The organism is Solwaraspora sp. WMMB335, from assembly GCF_049179075.1.
Lineage (GTDB): Bacteria > Actinomycetota > Actinomycetes > Mycobacteriales > Micromonosporaceae > Micromonospora_E.
Window position 1 is genome coordinate 5,745,019 of sequence record NZ_JBMHMF010000001.1, and the last position, 18,237, is coordinate 5,763,255.

An 18,237-nucleotide genomic window follows, 5' to 3' on the forward strand; every position below is an offset into this window, starting at 1 on the left:
ACCGGACACCGTCAACCGCCGACCGGGCTGTCCCGCTGCGGGCGAGGTGCGCTCAGCATGCCGTACGCCCGGGCCAACTGCTGGCGTACCGCCTCGGTGCCGTGTTCGGCCACCGCCCACTCCCGACCGGCGGCCGCCATGCCGTTCGCCGAGGCGGAATCGGTGAGCAGGTCACGCACTGCCCGTACCCACTCGTCCGGGGTGTCGGCGACCCGCAGGTGCACCCCGTCGCGGACGCCGGCACGCGACGCCACAGTGGAGCTGGTGACCGTCGGCACGCCGGCGGCCAGTGACTGGATCATTTTCAGCTGGATTCCGGTACCCCGGAAGATCGGTGCGATCGCCACCGTCGCGTCCGCGTAGTACGGCGTCACCTCCGGCACGTTCGCGTGCAGCTCGATGCCGTCACCGACCAGGGCCCGTACCGAGCGGGGCGGATCGGCGCCGACCACCCGCAGCGTGACGTCCGGCACCGCCGCGCGCAGCTGCGCCCAGCAGGACCTGACGAACCAGTGCAGGCCGACCACGTTCGCCTCGTAGCTGAGCCGGCCGACGAACAGCACCACCGGACCGGCCACCTGCCCCGGCGGGCGCAGCGGGAAGTCGCACGGGCTGCGGACCACCGCCGTACCCGGGGTCGGCGGGCCGGGCACCTCCGGACCGGACAGGATGATCGGTACGCCGGCCTGGACCAGCCGCTGCTCGCGGGCCCGCATCCGGGGCTGCTCGATACGCCCCAGCGCCCGCCACAACGGGTTCGACCCCTCGGCTGCGAGCTGGGCGTAGTACTCGCTGCGGAACTCGTCCAGATCGATGACGACCGGCACCGGCGCCGCCGCTTCCACCAGATGAGCGGTACGGAACACGTTGAAGTGCACCGCGTCCGGGCGCCAGCTGGCGATCTCCTGGCGCAACCGTGGCACCAGCGCGGCCGGGTCGGCGTACCCGGTCTGCAGGGAGTCGCCGGTCAGCAGCGACCGGAAGCTGCGCGCCACGGAACCGAGCCGGGAGTTGTCCACCAGTACCGGGTCGGCGACCGGCAACTGGGCGGCCAGCCGCCGCTCGGCGGAGTTGCGGACCAGGCCGAGGAACCGCACCTCGTGCTCGGCGGCGAGCATCCGCAGCAGGATCAGACTGCGCGGCCGCTCAGGTGAAGGGATCCAGGGCGCGACGAACAGGATTTTCACATCGGGCTCCTTCGGAGGGCCTCGGCGAGCAGCCGCTGGCCGCGGCTGCCGTGCCGAGCGAAGTAGGTGGACATTCCTTCGCGGTACAGCCGGTTCTTGCCCACCGCGGCGGTGCTGGTGCTCTCCCGGTGCTGGGCGACGCTGGTGCCGACCGAGGCCACCGACCAGCCACGCTCCCGCAGCCGGACGCACAGATCGACATCCTCGAAGTACAGGAAGTAGGTCGGGTCGAAGCCGTCGATCGAGTGGAAGGCGTCCGCCCGGACCAGCATGCAGAAGCCGGAAACCCAGTCCACCCGGCGGGTCTGCGGCGACGGTTCGACGTCGAGATAGGCGAGCATCGGGATCCGGGACCGCAGGAACCGCGAGGCGGCCAGCCGGCGACGTACGCTGTCCGGCACCAGGTCGTCCACCCGCAGCGCGGCCAGCCACTCCTTGGTCATGCCGGGATCCGAGCCGGCGGAGACCCCGTAGCGGCCGTTCGGGTACCGCATCAGCGGTGCCACCACGCCCAGCTCCGGATCGGCCCGCAACGCCGCCACCAGCCGGGCGTAGTCGTCGGGCGCGATCCGGGCGTCCGGGTTGAACAGCAGATAGGCATCCGCCGGCGGCACCGCCGCCACCGCGTCGTTGATCGCCGCGCCGAACCCGTCGTTCGCCCTGGTCAACACGTGCGGCGTGTATTCGCGGGCGAGCTGTGCGCTGGTGTCGGTGGACGAGTTGTCGGCGACCACGATCCGCTCCAGCGGCAGCTCCCGCAGGCTGCCGAGGCTCTCCGGCAGGTCGGCGGCCGAGTTGTAGGCCACCACGATCGCGGTCACCTTCATCGGGTCACCGCGATCGCGTAGGCGTCCAGGTAGCTGCGTACCGTGTCGGCCCACCGGAACGTGGCCCCGATGTGCGCCCGGGCGTGCTCACCACGGGTCGCCGCCTGCGCCGGATCGGTGAGTGCGGCGTCGACGGCGGCGGCCAGGCCGGTGGGGTCGGCGCCGATGTAGAGCATGCTCTCGTCCGCGCCGACCGAGGCGGCCGGTCCGGGAGAGGTGATCACCGGCGCGCCGAGCGCCATCGCGTGCAGGACCTTCATCAACACTCCGCCTCCGACGATCGACGGCACCAGCACGGCATGCGCGGCCCGCATCTCGTCCTGCAGATCCGGCACCGCACCGGTCACCACGATCCGCTGGTCGGCGGCGGCCAGTGCCCGCAGCGCCGGCCCTGGTTTCGCCCCCACCAGCCGCAGTTCGACCTGCGGATGCGCCTGCCACACCAGCGGCAGCACCTGCTCGGCCAGGTACCGCGCCACCAACTCGTTCGCCCGGCGCCAGAGCGCGCCGACGAACACCAGCCGTGGGCGGGTGTCGGCCACCGGCGCCGTCCACGGCTTCTCCGGCAGCTCGACACCGGGCCGGGCCAGGACCACCCGTGGGTTGAGCGTGCGGGCCACCGTCTGGTCGGTCGCCGACAGGGTGAGCACCGCGCCGGCCCGCCGGATCGCCGTCCGCTCGAACCGGCGGGTACGGATCAGCTCGGCCCGACGGTAGACCCGGGCCGGGCCGGTGGCCACCCGGTACGACTCGGCCATCACCGACTCGGTGATGTCGTGCAGGCCCAACACCGTACGCCGGCTGTGCGCCAGCGCCTCGGCACCCTGCAGGTACTCGACGTGCACCACGTCCGGGCGAACCCGCTCGATCGCCGCGGCGGCCTCGTCGGCCGCGCCGCTCGACCAGGCCTGCCGCAGCCAGGCCGGCCGTACGCCGAACCGGTCGGTCGGTGTGGGTCGGGCCACGGCACGTTCGGCCACCGGCAGCAGGGTGTACTCGCCGGTGCTCCCGTCGGCCTCGACGGCGATCGTGGTCTGCGCCGGCACCGCCGCCTGCGGCGAGTAGACGAACAACTCGGTCTGTGCCGCCAGCCGAGGCACCAGTCGGACCAGGGTGTCCGACGCGGCGTGGTCGTGCGCGCGGTGCGGCGCGAACGGGGTGAGCAGCAGCACCCGGGTCATCGCCGACCACCCACCGCGGCCGCCACGAACTCCCGGGCGATCTCGCCCTGCGCCCGCACCCGGTCGGCGGCGGCCGCGAAGATCTCCGGCGCGGCCACGGCGGCGAGCGCCGCGCGGTGCATCGCCTCGGCGTCGGTGTCCGGGCCGAGTGCGTAGTCGGCGAGTCCGAGGTCGGCGAACGCGTCCAGGACCTTGCGCTCGTACGCGATCGCCACCGTGGGCACGCCGAGGGCGACCGCCGGCAGCACCGCGTGCAGCCGGGCGCCGATCACCAGCCGATGACCGGCCAACCTGGCCAGCCATTCGTCCAGCGCCGCGCCGAACCGGCTGCGACCGGCGGCGTCCCGGCCCGAAACGGCGTTCGCCCCGGCGGCGTCCGGGGCGGCCGTGGCCGTGGTGGCGCCCGCCAAAGCGGACGGTCCGGTCGCCGTCGCCCCGGCCGCCGTGGTCGCCTCCACCGCGAACGCGGCGTCGTCCAGCGGATTCGGCAACAGGCCGAGCAGATCCTGGAAACTCGATCGGTAGATGGTGGCGTCGTCCTCACCCTGGGCGTCGCGTCCGTACGCCATCGGCAGGAAGTCGCCGGCCCAGCCGGCGCCGGTCAGCCGTCGTACCACCTCGGTGAGCGCGGCGACCAGCGGCGCCTCCAGGTGCTCGGCCAGCGGGCGCATCGAGACCGCGAAGCGGTCGGGCGCCGGCCCGGCGGCCGGCGGTAGCGGCAACGCGTACGCCATGTCGCCGATCACCCGCGCCGATGATCCGAAGTGGTCGGCGCTGCGCCGGTCGCGGACACCGATCGCCCGGCACGCCGCGCCGAGACCGCGCAGCAGGGCCCGTCCGGCTCCGGTCGCACCCTCGCGTACCCCGGCCCCGGCGATCGCCACCGGCGTACCGGCCAGTCGGGCCATCGTGGTGATCCGGGCGAACATCGGCAGGGTGCCCGGCCAGGGCAGGTTCGGCGACCGTTCCTGGAAGACCGTGCCCGGACCGAGCAGCAACAGGTCGCACTCGCGCAGCGCGCGTTGGGCCGCCGCCTGCCGACCGGCCGACCCGGACGAACGCAGGGTCGGCATGTGTACGGCGTCCACCGCGTGCAGTGCGGTGACCCGCTCCGGCACGGGGCAGAGCACCACGAACGTGGCGGTCGGATCCGCCGCTCGGACCGCCGACATCAGGCTGTGCAGCAGTAGCTCGTCGCCGAGATTGTCCGAACCGAACCAGCCGGCGATTGCGAATCTCATCTGGCCTCCGCAGGGGTGTGGGTGGGTCGGCCGGCGGCGCGGCGCTGCCAGAGCAGCCCGGCACCGGCCAGCCCGACGAGGAGTGGACCGACGCACAACACGGCCGTGGTGAGACCGACGAACTGCCAGGCCGCCACGAGCAGCGCCCCGACGGCCGCGACGATCGCGACCTCGACCAGCACCGGGCGCAACAGTGCCGGTGACCGGATGAACCAGAGCATCGAAGCGGCCACCACCAGTTCGGTCAGCACGGTGGACCAGGCCGCGCCGAACACCCCGAACCTGCTGGCCAGCAGCAGGTTGAGCAGGACGTTCGCGGTCAGGCTGCAGACCAGGACGATCAGTCGCCCGCCGGCCCGCCCGGCCGCGAGCAGCACGGCCGACAAGCCGTAGTTGGCGAAGCGCAGCGCCAGGAACAACCCGAGCACGGTGGTGACCGCGGCGATCGTCGAACCGTCGGTGCCGAACAGGATCGCGATTCCCGCTGGAAGCGCGAGGTAGAGCAGGCCGGAGGCACCCCACCCGGCGGTACGGAAGAACCGGTAGACGGTCACCGGATCGTCGGCGGCCGGGTGGTCGTCGGCGCGTCGGCCGGCGGCGAAGGCCAGCGCACCGACCCCCATCGCCGCGGCCACCTGGACCGCCGGGCCGACCAGCGCGGCCGCCGAGACGTACACGCCGACCTGGGCGGCCGTCACGAACAGCGCCAGGATGAACGTATCGCCGCGGAAGTAGGCCAGTCCGAGCAGGTCTGCGGCGAAGTACGGCGCGGCCTGCCGGATCCGGCCACCGCCGACCCTGCCCCGTCCGGCCTCGCCCCGTCCGGCCTCGGCCCGCCGGAGACTGGGCAGCGTCTGCCGCCACAGCCCGGTGAACAGCACCGCCGCCGCGGAGCGCAGCACGGCGACGGCGAGTAGATACTGCCCGGCACGATCGAAGTCGAGCGCCCCGGTGCGCAGGACCTCGACCCCGCACAGGCCGATCAGCAGCACTCCACATGCGCCGTTGGTGGCGGCCTCGACCCAGCCCCGGGTGGTGCCACGGACCACCGGCCAGGCGGTCTCGTTCCACTGCTCCAGCAGACTGGCCACGAAGCAGAGCAGGAACGCGGCACGGACCTCGGCCGGAACCACCACCCCGGTCACGATCCAGGCGGCCACCCCGGCCAGGGTGAACAGCGTCAACCGGCTGAAGTGCAACCGGGCCACCTCGGCGGAGCTGACCAGGCCGGCGGCGTACTCCCGGGTGAGATAGGTCGCCAGCCCGAAGGAGAGGAACGCGGCGACGAACGACGCGCTCAGCGTGGCCAGGCCGTAGTAGCCGACCACCGCGGCGCCGGCTCCCCGGGTGAGCAGCGCCATCAGTACCAGAATGGTCAGACGGTTGGCGATCGCGGCCACCCCGAGCAGCCCGGACGCGACCGCCAGCGAGGCGCGTCGGCGTGCCGGCACCTGGTTCGCATCGTCCGAAATGGTGTCCTGTTTCCTGGTTGATATTGGTTTTTGCTTGACGTCCACAGTGCTGCCTGGCCCGTCGGCCGCCGGCACCCAGATCGCCGCCGGGGGCGGTGCCGGCGGTGCCGGCGGGCCGGCCGGCCCGCCGGCCGTCCCGACGCGTGCGCCGAAGAAGCCGACAATCAGCATGAACATGAGAAAGTACGGGCCCTGCAGCAGACCCCAGCCGGTCATCCCGATCAGCAGAATGCCCGGCGTGGCGCTGACCAGCAGACGGGCCGCGGGATCGGCACCGCGGGTGCGGATCGTGCGCCGCAGCGCCGTGCCGAGTACCAGCAGCAACGGCAGCCAGAGCAGCGCCGCGCCGACGATGCCCAGTTCGGCCAGGCTCAACAGGAAGATGTTGTGCACCGGGACTCCGCTGGCGGTCAGGGAGTCGGTGCGGCCGACCAGCGCCACGTACCCGTTCGGACCGACGCCCGCCCACGGGTTCGCGATGATCACCTCGAACGCGACCTGCGCCACGTGACCGCGGGCACCACCGCCCGGGTCGGCGGTGAACCGCTCGATCAGCCACGGTAGCGAGCCCAGGCCGAGCGCTCCGGTCAGGCCGATCAGCGCCAGGTGCTGCCGCTGCCAGCGCCCGTTCGCCCGCTCCAACAGCAGGAACAGACCGACCATGCTGACCACGGCGACCAGTGCGGTACGACTCTGGGTCAGCCAGACGCCGACGAAGACCGCGGCCAGCGTGCTCCAGGCCAACCGACGCTGGTTGCGGGTGCGCTGCGGCAGCACCAGCGCGCACATTCCGCAGAAGAAGAGCAGCTTGGCGAGCTCACCGGGATGCGCGGTCAGGCCGGTGGCCCGGCCCAGCACGTCCAGCGCCTGTACGCCGTCGATCCGGCGCAACGGTAGCCCGATCGCGGCCAGCCCGACCGCGATCAACTGTGCCCACGCGACCAGTGCGAACGCCCAACCGAGCACCGGTGGCCGGGGATCGTGAGCGGGGTCGGCGCGGGAGACCAGCCGGATCTGGGCACCCGCCTGGCCGATCGCGAACGCCATCGCGCCCAACACCAGGTGCAGCACGCCGGAGAGGGTCCGCAGGTTCGGCTCCCAGGCCGTCACGGCACCGAGCACCAGCCAGGCCAGCAGCGGCAGCCAGGGCAGCATCACCTGCCCGAGCCGGCGTGGTATCCGTACCGCTAGCAGCGCGAACGCCGTCGCCAGCGCGATCGTGTACGTGTGGAGAGTCGGGTTCAGGTTGGCGATCCCGGCGTAATGGGGATTCTCCGACGGTAGAAGTGCCATCGGCCCGATGCCGATGCTGACGACCACCGCACCAAGCGCCAGGATCGACGCGGGATCGGCCAGCGAGCCGGTGAGCGTGGACCGTCGTACGGCGGCCATGGGACTGGGGCTGGTTCCGTTCTGTCGACGGCCGGCAAGCGATCACCGACCGGTATCGGCTGAGGATCGCCTCACAGTAGCGGTTGTCAGAATTTCGCGCTGTCGCGGACTCCATTGGCGATCTTCCGCAGCTCGTCGGTCCAGCTGCTCGGTCCGGCCATCCGGATCACGACCTGACGCTCGACCGCACCGTCGGGGTCGGTACGCCAGTAGCCGACGACCACCAGGCCGTACTCGGTGCCGTCGGCCAACTCCGGTGCCTCGGCGATCGTGGCGTGGCTGCCCGCGTAGCGCCACTGTGCACCCCAGGCCTCCTCGGCCTGACGCATTTCGGTGCGCCGGTCCTCGTTGCAGATCGCCGGACACTGCCGTACGACGACCTCGCCGCCGACCTCCTCGCCGGCCTCGGTCGTCAGTCCGCAGCCGTAGCGGGTCATCTCGGCGGTGGCCTCGGTAGCCATGCAGGCCCAGTTGGCCGGCAGGGTGAGCGTGAAACCGAGCCCTTCCAGGTCACGTCGCTGCACCGGGTCGTCGGCGTCGTACGCCGGCCAGTCCGGCCACTCACCGGGCAGTGGTGGCTCCACGCCCGGCTGCAGCGGTTTGCTGCTCGGCAGGGGTACGGTCGCCGAGGGATCCGCCGTGGGGGTGGCGGTCGTGGTCGGCGTGGCGGTACCCGGTTCGTCGCCGCTGAGCATGCGCGTGACGGCGACGACGCCGATCGACACCAGGAGCACGATGCTGCCGACAGCCGTCCCCACCCACAGCCACGTGCGTCTTCTCGGTCGGGGGACCGGGTCGGCGACCGAGGCGCCGTACGGATCGTCGGCCCCCTCGCCGAAGTAACGGCGCCGGTAGGTGGACGTCGCCAGGCCGTACTCGTCCATCGCGCCGGTCTGGTCGGTACCGTACGTGGCGCCGGCCGGGCTGGTCGGCCCGCCGGAAGTCGGCCCGCCGGAAGTCGGCCCGCCGGAAGTCGGCCCGCCGGAAGTCGGCCCGCCGGAAGTCGGCCCGCCGGAAGTCGGCCCGCCCGAGGTCGGTGCCGGGCTGGCAGGGCGCGGCCCGGATCGCTCGCCGGGCGATGCCGGCGGGTACTCGCCGGGCAGCGCCGGCGAGTAGGTGCGGCCAAGGGCGACGAACACGCGTTCCGCACCCGCCTGGCCGGTGTGCAAATAGGCCACCCACGGCGTGGCCGTGGTGAAGTCGGCCCCGACGTAGGGTGTGGGCTGGCCGGTCTCGGGCGAGACCAGCGACTGGACCGCGGTGATGAAGGCATCGCGCCACTGCCGGTCGCTCGCCGCACCGGAGCTGAGCACGGCGACGGTGAGCGCGAGGCCGCGGGTGTCGTCGATCGCGGACCAGACCGTGCCCACGTCGCACGAGCCGAGTAGCCCGATCACCCGGTACGGTATCTCCGGCTGCACGACCGCCTCCCCGCTACCTGGTGCCTCCCCGCCGCGCCCAGATTCTAGCTCTGGGTGGCCGAAAGATCCGGGCAGGTCGAGGCTGGCCACGCCGCGAACCGTCCTGATTCGAGGTATTGTTCGGGGCCTGATCGGCGGCGTCGCCGATGCGGCCGATCAGTCGATGCGGCCGATCGGCTCGCGCTTCTCCGCCTGGAACACGTCCTCACTGCGGCCACGGGCCCAGTAGCCGGATATCGAGATCGCCTCGCGGGGGATGCCCCGTGCGTGCAGCATCTTGCGAACGGCCTTGATCGACTCACGCTCGCCGTGGGCGAAGACCTGTACGGCGCCGGGGGAGTCCGTTGCCGGCGGCCAGGGCCAGTCCTCCATCGCGCGGGCGAGAAACACGGTGTCCCCCGCGTCGGTGTTGATCAGCCAGTTCACCGTCACCTGCGCGGGGTGGTCGAGGTCGAGGATGTCGGCCGGATCGGTGATCTCGATGTGCGCGACACCTCGCGCGTGTCCCGGCAGCGCCCGCAGCGACGCGGCGATCGCGGGCAGCGCGGACAGGTCGCCGGCGAACACGTGCCAGCCGACCGCCGGGTCGGGCGCGTACGCCCCGCCGGGGCCAGCCATCACCAGCTGGTCGCCCGGCCTGGCCTTGGCCGCCCACACCGCCGCTATCCCGGTCTCGCCGTGGGTCACGAAGTCGATCGCCAGCCGCCGGGCCGCCGGATCTGCCCAGCGCACCGTGTAGGTGCGCGTCACCGGCCGTTGCTCGGCCGGCAGGGTGGTCCGCAGCGCGGCGAGGTCGTAGGGCGGCTCCAGCCCGAGCGCCGGATCCACGAACAGCAGTTTCACGTACGCGTCCGTGTGTCCGTTGCAGGTGAATTCGGCCAGTGACGCGCCGGAGAGGACCACCCGCACCAGATGCGGCGCCAGCCACTCGGTGGACTCGACCGCGAGCACGTGCTGACTCGGTGCTTGCCGCTGAGGCGCCATCTCGTCGCCCTTCCGTCTGCCTGGTTGCTGGTTAGGCTAGGCTAGCCTACTCGCTCGAGGATGTCGTGGCGGCGCCGGAACGCCAGCTCGCGACCTCGCTGTGCAGCGGTTTTGTCATGGCTTGCTAATCGTGCCGCAACACTCGGGGCCGGCTGGCCGTAACACGGTCTACCTACTCTCGTCTCTAGTCTATAGAGAAGGGAGTGAGATGACCGCTACGCAGAGTGCAGGTATTGCCGAGGCGGCTGGCACCGTCGACGAGGTGCTGGCGCCGCGTGTCCCTGAACCTGCGCCGATGGTGTCGATCGTCGATCTCCACAAGCAATATCGCACCGCCGATGGCGATGTTCACGCCGTACGCGGAATCAGCTTCGACGTCGCCAGAGGCGAGTTCGTCACGCTGCTCGGCCCGAGCGGTTGCGGCAAGACCACGATCCTGCGCTCGGTCGCCGGATTGGAAACGCCCACGTCCGGCGAGATCTCCATCGGCGGACGACCGGTCTACTCATCCGGCCGTCGGATCCGGCTCACCCCGGCGCAGCGCCAGATCGGCATGGTGTTCCAGTCGTACGCGATCTGGCCGCACATGTCGGTCTTCGACAACGTCGCCTACCCGCTGCGGCGCCGCAAGCTGCGCAAGGCCGAGATCATCGCCCGGACCACCGAGGTACTGGAGATGCTGGGGCTCGCCCACGCGGCGCAGCGTCCGGCCACCAAACTCAGCGGAGGGCAGCAGCAGCGCGTGGCGGTGGCCCGCGCGCTCGTGTCGCGTTCCGAACTCATCCTCTTCGACGAACCACTGTCGAACCTCGACGCGAAGTTGCGTAAGGAGGTCCGCCAGGAAATCCGCGACCTGCAGCAGCGTCTGGGCATCACCGTCCTCTACGTCACCCACGACCAGGAGGAGGCGATGGCGGTGTCGGACCGGATCCTGGTCCTGGAAAGCGGTGAGATCAAGGACCAGGGTGCGCCGACCCGGGTCTACTCACGTCCCGCCGACGTGTTCGCGGCGAACTTCGTCGGCGAGAGCGAGACGCTGCCGGGCACCGTCGTCGACGCCGACGACGACCACTGGTTGGTGCAGACCGGCATCGGGCAGCTGCATGTGGCGCGGCAGCCGCATGACACCGTGCGGGTCTCCGAAACCGTCGTGCTCACCGTTCGCCCGGAGCACCTGCAACTGCGGGAAGCGGTGGTGGACAGCCCGACACCGGTCATCGCCGGATCGGTGCGTTCGGCGTCGTTCCTCGGCCCGTTCGCGGAGCTGGTCGTCGAGCTGGAGTCCGGCCACCTGGTCACGGCCCGGGTGAGCGGCGGCGCGGGCGCCGCACTGGGCGCCCGGGTCCACGTGCGGATCGAGCCACACCACGTGGTCCTGCATCCGGACCGCTCGCCGGCCGGTCAAGACGCGCAGTGAGAAGACACAGCGACCAGAGGAGAAGGACATGACCGACAACCAGGTGCACCCGAAGAGCCACGCCGTCGATGTCATCGACCGCAGCGAGACGCTCACCAGGCTGAACGACGCCCTGGAGATCGACTTTGCGAAGACCGCGATCGTGCAGATCGACATGCACGTACGGCAGATCGACAAGGACTGGTCCTCGTTCCCGCAGAACGTGGCCGAGCGGATCCTGCCGAACGCCGCCGCCTTCCTCGACGCCGGACGCGAACTCGGGCTGCCGGTCATCCACGTCATGGTCTACCAACGGCTGGTCGAGCGTGGCATGCAACCGCGCAGCGCGATCGTGCAGAGCACCGGCCGGCCGGGCACGCCGTACGGCCTGGCGCCCAGGCCCGGCTATCACCCGGACGCGCCCGAGGGCTACTTCGAGTGGGACGTCATGCCGATCCTCGGTCCCAAGCCGGGCGACTACATCATCAACACCAAACGGCAGATGACCAGCAGCTTCCTGTCGACCGACGTGGAGCACCTGATCCGCTGCCTCGGCGTCGACACGTTCTTCGTCGTCGGCATCAACACCAACAACTGCGTCTCCAACTTCTCGTTCGACGCCTACAACCGGATGTGGACACCGGTCATCGTCACCGATGCCGTGGGTTCCACGCACGGCAAGGACCTGCACGAGTTCGCGTTGCAGAACTACCCCCGCACCATCGGTTTCGCGATGTCCTCCGCCGAGGCCGTCGAGCGGCTCTCCGCCGCCAAGGCCGCCGCCGGAGTCTCCGCGATGGCGGGCATCTGACCGGCCCGTCGGCTGATTGTCATATTTATCGAAGGGAATACATATATGCTGACCGGACCCATAGTCGACGTCTACGACCGCAAGGAGTTTCTCCAGGTCATCAACGACGCCGTGCCGGTCGTCCCGGCCACGTCCGCGGTCGTGACGGTCGAGATGACCAAGCGTCGGCTCACCCCCACCGCGCCGTTCCCACCGGGCGTACGGGACGATCTGCTCGCCAACACCGAAAAACTCCTCACCGTGGCCCGGGAGAGCGGCACCGCGGTCATTCACGTCCTGTCGGCGCTGCGGCCGGTCGAGGCACAGGCCCGGGCCAACACCCGGGTCGACCGGGCCTGGGCCGCGATCGGCGAGTCGCCGAGCCCGTACGGCCCGGTGCCCGACGAGTCGGTCGACGTGCAGGACGGCACGTTCAAGCCGGACTTCGCGGTCTCGGTCGCCGACAGCGACTACATCATCAAGACCAAGAAGTCGCTGAGCGCCTTCTACCAGACCGACCTGGAGTGGCTCACCAAGGCGCTCGGCATCGACACGCTGATCCTCGCCGGCGCGAACACCAACGCGGACATCCAGTCCACGGCCTACGACGCGAGCTGCAAGGCGTACAAGGTGATCACGGTCGCGGAGTGCGTCGCGACCTGGTTCGGCGAGGACCTGCAGGAACTCGGGCTCCAGCAGCTCGGGCGCTGCCAGGGCTGGGTCCTGTCGCTGGCGGAACTGGCCGCCAAGCTCAGCTCCGCTCCGGCCGCGACGGAGGTGCCGGCATGAGACGTCGCAGTACGACCATGCTGAGGATCACGGTTCCGCTGACGGCGATGGCGCTCGCGCTGGCCGCCTGTGGTGGCGGCGACGACGCCGACGCCGAGGCGGCGACCCTGTCGGAGGAGCTCGCCGTGGCGTCGACCGTCGACATGACCGACGAGGAGTACGCCGAGTACCTGGCGGAGCTGGAGGAGGCGTCCAAGGCCGAAGGCGGGGTGCTCAGCTACTACTTCAGCGCGCCCGCCGCCGCTGCCGAGAACCAGATCAACCTCTTCATCGAGAAGTACCCGTGGGTGGAACTGGAATACACCTCCGGCGGCACGCTGGAGCTGATCGAGCGCGTCATCACCGAGAACGCGGCCGGTCGCCCCAGCGCGGACGTCCTGCAGGGCGGCCCGCTGGAGGACAACACACTGTGCCGTGACGAAGGTCTCTGCCTGGAGTACGACCCGCGTGGCGAGGGCGACCTGCCGGCCGACCGCGCCTATGCGGACTGTGGCTGCTCGGTGGCTGACTTCTTTACGTTCCACATCACCTACAACACCGACAAGGTCACCGCGGCCGAGGCCCCCCAGACGTACGAGGACCTCACCGATCCGAAGTGGCGGGGCCGGTTCGGCGTCAACATCGACCAGCTCGACTGGTTCGCTGGCGTGCTGGCCGAGATGGGCGAGCAGGACGGCCTGGCGTTGATGGAGGCGATCGCCGCCAACGAGCCGGTCGTCTACGCCGGAGCCGACGGTCTGGAGAAACTCGCCGCGGGCGAGTTCGACGTCGCGTTCCCGCAGAGCGCGACCCGCACGGTCCGGGATCTGATCGCCGACGGGGCACCGATCGAGATCGTCACCACGCCGGTGACCATCGCCCAGCCGGACATGTACTTCCCGCTGAAGAACGCGCCGCATCCGGCCACCACCCGGCTCTACATGGAGTGGTTGATGAGCGACGAATGGCAGAACAAGGTCGGCGAGGTCGTCGTCAAGGTGCCGATCAAGGAAGGTGCGCCGATCCCCTCGTCGGCCGAGGGCATCCTGGAGAGCGAACTGTTCTTCGAGACCACCGACAACTTCGGTGACTACGACACCCGCGTCGAACAGCACCAGTCGATCTTTGTGACGGGCTGATCGACATGACCACCCTCGTGGAAGGCTGGGCCCGGCGCACCACCGGTCGGGTCACCCGCCTCCCCGCGCTGCGGGGGGTCTTCACCCCCCGCAGCGCGGTCTACGGCCTGGTTCTGGTCATCCTGCTGGCACAGGTGGCGCTGCCGATCGCCATCCTGCTGTTCACCAGTCTCAAGGACGCCCGACCCACCGACGCCGACTTCTTCTCCCTCAACTTCACGCTGGAGAACTTCCGCGACGCGTTCGCCTCCGGCCGGCTGCTGCGCGTCACCTGGACCACGGTGCAGTTCGCTGGCGGATCCACGCTCGTCGCGCTGGCGCTGGGGACGTTCCTCGCCTGGATCGTCGCCCGCACCAACGCGCCGTTTCGCAATCTCGTGGGCGTGCTCACCATCGTCCAGATGGCGGTGCCGGGGATCCTCGTTCCGGTCGCGTGGACGTTCCTGGCCAGCCCGAAGATCGGGGCCATCAACGTGGCCTGGCGCAACCTAACCGGCACCGAGGGCACCCTGTTCAACGTCTACTCGATGCAGGGCCTGATCCTGGTCAACGGCCTGACCATGGTGCCGATGGTCTACCTGTTCGTGGTCACCGTCTTCTCCTCGATGAACTCCTCGCTGGAGGAGGCCGCCGAGGTGTCGGGGGCCTCGAAGCTGCGGGCGGTGCGGGACATCTCGCTCCCGCTGGCGGCACCCGGCATCGCCGCCGTCGCGATCATGGCGTTGATGCGGGCCTGGGAGGCGTTCGAGATCCCGTGGTTCCTCGGCGTCAACGAGAAGATCTTCACCTACGCCTCGGAGATCTACCTGCGGACCAGCACGCCGCCGAGCAACGTCGGCCTGGTCTCCACCTACGCGGTGTTCATGCTCCTCGGAGCCGTGGTGATGATCTGGTGGTACGACCGGTTCAACCAGGCAGGGGAGCGGTACGCGGTGATCAGCGGCAAGAACTTCTCCTCGGTACGGATGGACCTGGGCCGGTGGCGGGTGCCGGTGGCCGTCCTCACCTTCGCCGTACTGACGCTGGTGATCCTGCTGCCGTTGTTCATGCTGCTGTGGATGTCGCTCAACCCGTTCTTCCGGCAGGTCAGCTGGGAGGCCGTCACGTCGCTGTCGCTGGAGTCGTACGTGGCTGCCCTGCAGACGCCCAACATCCTGCAGGGATTCGTCAACAGCCTGCTGGTCGGCGTGCTGGCGAGCATCGGGGTGCTCACGCTGTCCACCCTGGCTGCGTGGTTCTCGGCCCGCCGGATCCCCGGTGGCCGGCTGCTCTACCTGCTGACGTCGGTGCCGATGGCGCTGCCCAACGTCATCGTCGGGGTCAGCTTCCTGTGGATCTTTCTCATCACCCCGCTGCCGATCTACTCGACCCACTGGGCGCTGGTGATCGCGTACATCACCATCATCATCGCGGTGGTGTCGCGGCTGGTCAGCGCCCGCATGCTGCAGATCAGCTCGGAGCTGGAGGAGGCAGCGCAGGTGGCCGGGGCGAGCTTCGCCCGGGCGATCTGGACGATCGTCGTCCCGCTGCTGTCGCCGGCGCTGCTCGCGGGCGCGCTCATCACGATGGTGATGAGTTTCCGCGAGTTGCAGACCACGCTCTATCTCGCCGGTCCGCAGACCCGCACCGCGGCGGTCGTCATGTTCGACATGGCCGGCGACGGCCAGTTCTCCACCGTGGCCGCGTTCGGCATCGTCACCTTCGCGATCCTGCTGGTGGGGCTGGTCGGCTACAACCGCCTCAACGCCCGGATGGGACTCGAGGGCGGCCTCTAGGCCGCCCTCGGGCCCCGGCGACCGTCACTCGTCGAGAACCTGTAGTGAGGATCTATGACCACGACCGCTCAGGAACCACTCACCGACCGCGAATACCCGACGTTCTCCGCCGCGGAGTTCGACCGGCGCGACGCCGAGGTCCGGGCCAGGATGGACGCTCTCGGTCTGCAACTCGTCATCGTCTGCGGTCGCGGTGGCCGCGACCCGAACGTGCTGTACCTCAGTGACTGGTGGTCGACCCGGGAGGCCTGGGTGATCTTCCCGCGCCACGGCGAGCCGACGATGCTGATCCAGCTGTCGAACCACCTGCCGCTGGCCCGGCGCATGTCCCGGTTCCCCGACGTGCGCTTCGGCGGTTCGGCCCCGACCGGTTCGGTGGACACCGTGCCCACCCTGATCGGATGCCTGCGCGAGCGTGGTGTCTCCACCGGTCGGGTGGGCCTGGCCGGGACGATCACCTGGCGCGAGTACGCCCGGCTCACCGAGGCCTTCCCCGGCGTCGAGTGGGTCGAGTTCGGCGGGCAGTTGGTGGACCAGCGTCAGATCAAGAGCGCCGAGGAGCTGGACCGGCTGGCGGTTTCGGCGCGGATGTGCGACGCCTCGGCGATGGCGATCGCCGAGCAGGCCAGGCCCGGCATGACCGAGCACGAGCTGGCCAAGGTCGTCGAGGACAGCTACCTGGCCGACGGCGGGATCAACGGCATCCACTTCATGGTCGCCACCCAGATGTCGAACCCGCGCGGTGGCGTACCGTGCCAGCACCAGTCCGACCGCGAACTTCAGGTCGGTGACGCCCTCGTGGCGGAGCTCAGCACGAACTACGCCGGCTACTCCGCCCAGGTCCTGCGTAGCTACACGATCGGCACCGGCCCGACACCGTTCTACGCCCGGCTGCACGACGTCGCGGTCGAGGTCTTCGACGCCGTCCGCTCGGCGATCAGGCCCGGGTCGACAGTGTCCGACGTTCTCGACGCGGCGGAGGTCGCCCAGCGACACGGGTTCACCATCTACGACGACCTGGTGCACGGCTGCGCGCAGCTGCCCGCCATCGTGCGCACCCGCCAGACCTACCGCGGCGAGCCCGAGGGATTCGTCTACCAGGAAGGGATGTGCCTGGTCATCCAGCCGAACGTGGTGACGCCCGACGGTCTCGCCGGCGTCCAGTACGGCGAGATGTTCACCGTCACCGGATCCGGCCTGGAGTCGCTGCACTCGGTGCCGCGCGAGTTCTTCCGGTGCGGCTGACCAGGTGACGACCACGGGAAACCAACGACGGACGATACCCGCACCCGCCCGCCGACGGCTGGTCGTCGACATCACCCCGCTGCGCGAGTCGCCGGATTTCCGGCGACTCTGGAGTGGGCACGCCGTCGCCATCATGGGCACCCAGATGACGCGGGTCGCCGTGCCGTACCAGGTCTACGTGCTGACCGAATCGACGCTGATGGTCGGGTTGGCGAGCCTCGCGCAGCTTGTTCCACTGATGGTCTGTTCCCTGTTCGGCGGCTCGGTCGCCGACGCCGTCGACCGACGCAAGCTGCTGCTGGTCACCGAGAGTCTGCTCGCCGCCGTCGTCGGCGGGCTGGCCATGCTCGCCCTGCTCGATCGCCCGCCGGTCTGGGCCATCTTCGTGCTGGTGGCGGTCTCGGCCGGGCTCTCGGCACTGGAGAGCCCGGCGCGCAGCGCCTCGGTGGCCGGCCTGGTGCGGCGGGAGATCCTGCCGTCCGCCTTCGCGCTGAACCAGACCCTCACCCAGGTGGGTGCGATCGTCGGGCCGGCCGTCGCGGGCGTCGTCATCGCGGCGCTCGGGCTGTCGACCACGTACGGGCTGAACGTCGTCACCTTCCTCATCTCCATCTCGGTGCTCAGCCGGATGCGGCCGATGCCGCCGGTCCACGCCGTCACCAAGCCCGGGCTCAAATCGGTGGTCGAGGGCCTGACCTACCTGAGGACCAAACCCGCGGTGCTGGGATGCTTCCTCGCCGACCTGAACGCCATGTTCTTCGGCATGCCCCGCGCGCTCTTTCCGGCGATCGCCCTCGGCCAGCTCGGTGGCGACGCGGTGACCGTCGGCCTGTTGCACGCCGCTCCGGGAGCGGGTGCCCTCATCGGAGCCCTCACCTCGGGCTGGGTAGGGTCGGTGACGCGCCACGGACGAGCCGTGATCATCTCGATCGTCGTGTGGGGTCTGGCGATCGCCGGCTTCGGCCTGTCGCACTGGCTGCCGCTGACCCTCGTCCTGCTCATGGTCGCCGGCGTCGCCGACGTGGTGTCGGCGGTGTTCCGCCAGACCGTCCTGCAGCTCAGCGTCCCGGATCACCTGCGGGGTCGGCTCTCCGCCGTGCACATCGGTGTCGTCACTGGTGGACCGCTGCTGGGCGACGCACGGGCCGGCGCGACGGCGAGCTTCACCGGCCCGGCGTTCGCGATGGTCTCCGGCGGCCTGGCCTGCGCGGTCGTGATGGGTTTGCTGGGCTGGCGGCTGACGGCGCTACGTCGGTGGACGCTCGCCGATGCCGAGATCGATCTCCGAGAGGACCGGACCTGACATGGCGCAGCGCACAGTATCCAGCCACTACACGTGGTGTTCGCCTCGATTCTGTAGAATCGAACGGTCGGAGTATGCCCCCGGGGGTTTGCCGCCGGGCGAGAAGAATCGAGGGC

At 70.3% G+C, this 18,237-nt stretch carries 14 protein-coding genes; 7 read left to right on the forward strand and 7 right to left on the reverse strand.

Features of this window, described 5'->3' with window-relative positions; all coding sequences use genetic code 11:
- Nucleotides 1–11 precede the first annotated feature (11 nt).
- The 7 genes from ACN27F_RS25045 to ACN27F_RS25075 form a co-directional block, all read right to left on the reverse strand.
- Nucleotides 12–1,187 carry a glycosyltransferase family 4 protein gene (locus tag ACN27F_RS25045; protein WP_421437510.1) on the reverse strand — a complete coding sequence of 392 codons (1,176 nt, stop codon included), beginning with the start codon at nt 1,185–1,187 and terminating at the stop codon, nt 12–14.
- Nucleotides 1,184–2,014, reverse strand: coding sequence for a glycosyltransferase (locus tag ACN27F_RS25050; protein WP_421437512.1), 831 nt, complete (start codon nt 2,012–2,014; stop codon nt 1,184–1,186). The genes ACN27F_RS25045 and ACN27F_RS25050 overlap by 4 nt, the downstream gene beginning before the upstream one ends.
- A complete protein-coding gene (locus tag ACN27F_RS25055; protein WP_421437513.1) occupies nt 2,011–3,195 on the reverse strand; it encodes a glycosyltransferase in 1,185 nt (394 codons plus the stop codon). The genes ACN27F_RS25050 and ACN27F_RS25055 overlap by 4 nt, the downstream gene beginning before the upstream one ends.
- The gene (locus ACN27F_RS25060; protein ID WP_421437515.1) at nt 3,192–4,436 is read right to left on the reverse strand and encodes a polysaccharide pyruvyl transferase family protein; all 1,245 of its coding nucleotides are present in this window, start codon (nt 4,434–4,436) and stop codon (nt 3,192–3,194) included. The genes ACN27F_RS25055 and ACN27F_RS25060 overlap by 4 nt, the downstream gene beginning before the upstream one ends.
- Nucleotides 4,433–7,300, reverse strand: coding sequence for an O-antigen ligase family protein (locus tag ACN27F_RS25065; protein WP_421437517.1), 2,868 nt, complete (start codon nt 7,298–7,300; stop codon nt 4,433–4,435). The genes ACN27F_RS25060 and ACN27F_RS25065 overlap by 4 nt, the downstream gene beginning before the upstream one ends.
- A gap of 561 nt (nt 7,301–7,861) precedes the next feature.
- Nucleotides 7,862–8,677, reverse strand: a complete 816-nt coding sequence (locus ACN27F_RS25070) for a pentapeptide repeat-containing protein (RefSeq protein WP_421440431.1) — start codon at nt 8,675–8,677, stop codon at nt 7,862–7,864.
- 200 nt (nt 8,678–8,877) lie between these two features.
- Nucleotides 8,878–9,705: a siderophore-interacting protein gene (locus tag ACN27F_RS25075; protein WP_421437518.1), complete on the reverse strand. Its 828-nt coding sequence runs from the start codon at nt 9,703–9,705 to the stop codon at nt 8,878–8,880.
- Nucleotides 9,706–9,913: 208 nt separating this feature from the next.
- Between ACN27F_RS25075 and ACN27F_RS25080 the strand changes: the two genes are divergently transcribed.
- The 7 genes from ACN27F_RS25080 to ACN27F_RS25110 are packed head-to-tail and all read left to right on the forward strand — an operon-like array spanning nt 9,914 to nt 18,121.
- Nucleotides 9,914–11,122: an ABC transporter ATP-binding protein gene (locus ACN27F_RS25080; protein WP_421437520.1), complete on the forward strand. Its 1,209-nt coding sequence runs from the start codon at nt 9,914–9,916 to the stop codon at nt 11,120–11,122.
- Nucleotides 11,123–11,150: 28 nt separating this feature from the next.
- Nucleotides 11,151–11,912: an isochorismatase family cysteine hydrolase gene (locus ACN27F_RS25085; protein ID WP_421437521.1), complete on the forward strand. Its 762-nt coding sequence runs from the start codon at nt 11,151–11,153 to the stop codon at nt 11,910–11,912.
- 45 nt (nt 11,913–11,957) lie between these two features.
- Nucleotides 11,958–12,680 carry a cysteine hydrolase gene (locus ACN27F_RS25090; RefSeq protein ID WP_421437523.1) on the forward strand — a complete coding sequence of 241 codons (723 nt, stop codon included), beginning with the start codon at nt 11,958–11,960 and terminating at the stop codon, nt 12,678–12,680.
- The gene (locus ACN27F_RS25095; protein ID WP_421437524.1) at nt 12,677–13,798 is read left to right on the forward strand and encodes an ABC transporter substrate-binding protein; all 1,122 of its coding nucleotides are present in this window, start codon (nt 12,677–12,679) and stop codon (nt 13,796–13,798) included. The genes ACN27F_RS25090 and ACN27F_RS25095 overlap by 4 nt, the downstream gene beginning before the upstream one ends.
- 5 nt (nt 13,799–13,803) lie before the next feature.
- Entirely contained in the window at nt 13,804–15,573 is a 1,770-nt protein-coding gene (locus ACN27F_RS25100; protein ID WP_421437526.1) for an ABC transporter permease, read from the forward strand.
- Between the two features lie 54 nt (nt 15,574–15,627).
- Nucleotides 15,628–16,818: a M24 family metallopeptidase gene (locus tag ACN27F_RS25105; protein ID WP_421437528.1), complete on the forward strand. Its 1,191-nt coding sequence runs from the start codon at nt 15,628–15,630 to the stop codon at nt 16,816–16,818.
- Nucleotides 16,819–16,822: 4 nt separating this feature from the next.
- Nucleotides 16,823–18,121, forward strand: a complete 1,299-nt coding sequence (locus tag ACN27F_RS25110; RefSeq protein ID WP_421437529.1) for an MFS transporter — start codon at nt 16,823–16,825, stop codon at nt 18,119–18,121.
- Nucleotides 18,122–18,237: the final 116 nt, after the last annotated feature.

Bases quoted from the DNA above. Each gene is read 5' to 3' on its own strand.
- ACN27F_RS25050 (WP_421437512.1), bottom strand. From the start codon at position 2,014: ATGAAGGTGACCGCGATCGTGGTGGCCTACAACTCGGCCGCCGACCTG.
- ACN27F_RS25055 (WP_421437513.1), bottom strand. From the start codon at position 3,195: ATGACCCGGGTGCTGCTGCTCACCCCGTTCGCGCCGCACCGCGCGCAC.
- ACN27F_RS25060 (WP_421437515.1), bottom strand. From the start codon at position 4,436: ATGAGATTCGCAATCGCCGGCTGGTTCGGTTCGGACAATCTCGGCGAC.
- ACN27F_RS25065 (WP_421437517.1), bottom strand. From the start codon at position 7,300: ATGGCCGCCGTACGACGGTCCACGCTCACCGGCTCGCTGGCCGATCCC.
- ACN27F_RS25075 (WP_421437518.1), bottom strand. From the start codon at position 9,705: ATGGCGCCTCAGCGGCAAGCACCGAGTCAGCACGTGCTCGCGGTCGAG.
- ACN27F_RS25080 (WP_421437520.1), top strand. From the start codon at position 9,914: ATGACCGCTACGCAGAGTGCAGGTATTGCCGAGGCGGCTGGCACCGTC.
- ACN27F_RS25085 (WP_421437521.1), top strand. From the start codon at position 11,151: ATGACCGACAACCAGGTGCACCCGAAGAGCCACGCCGTCGATGTCATC.
- ACN27F_RS25090 (WP_421437523.1), top strand. From the start codon at position 11,958: ATGCTGACCGGACCCATAGTCGACGTCTACGACCGCAAGGAGTTTCTC.
- ACN27F_RS25095 (WP_421437524.1), top strand. From the start codon at position 12,677: ATGAGACGTCGCAGTACGACCATGCTGAGGATCACGGTTCCGCTGACG.
- ACN27F_RS25100 (WP_421437526.1), top strand. From the start codon at position 13,804: ATGACCACCCTCGTGGAAGGCTGGGCCCGGCGCACCACCGGTCGGGTC.
- ACN27F_RS25105 (WP_421437528.1), top strand. From the start codon at position 15,628: ATGACCACGACCGCTCAGGAACCACTCACCGACCGCGAATACCCGACG.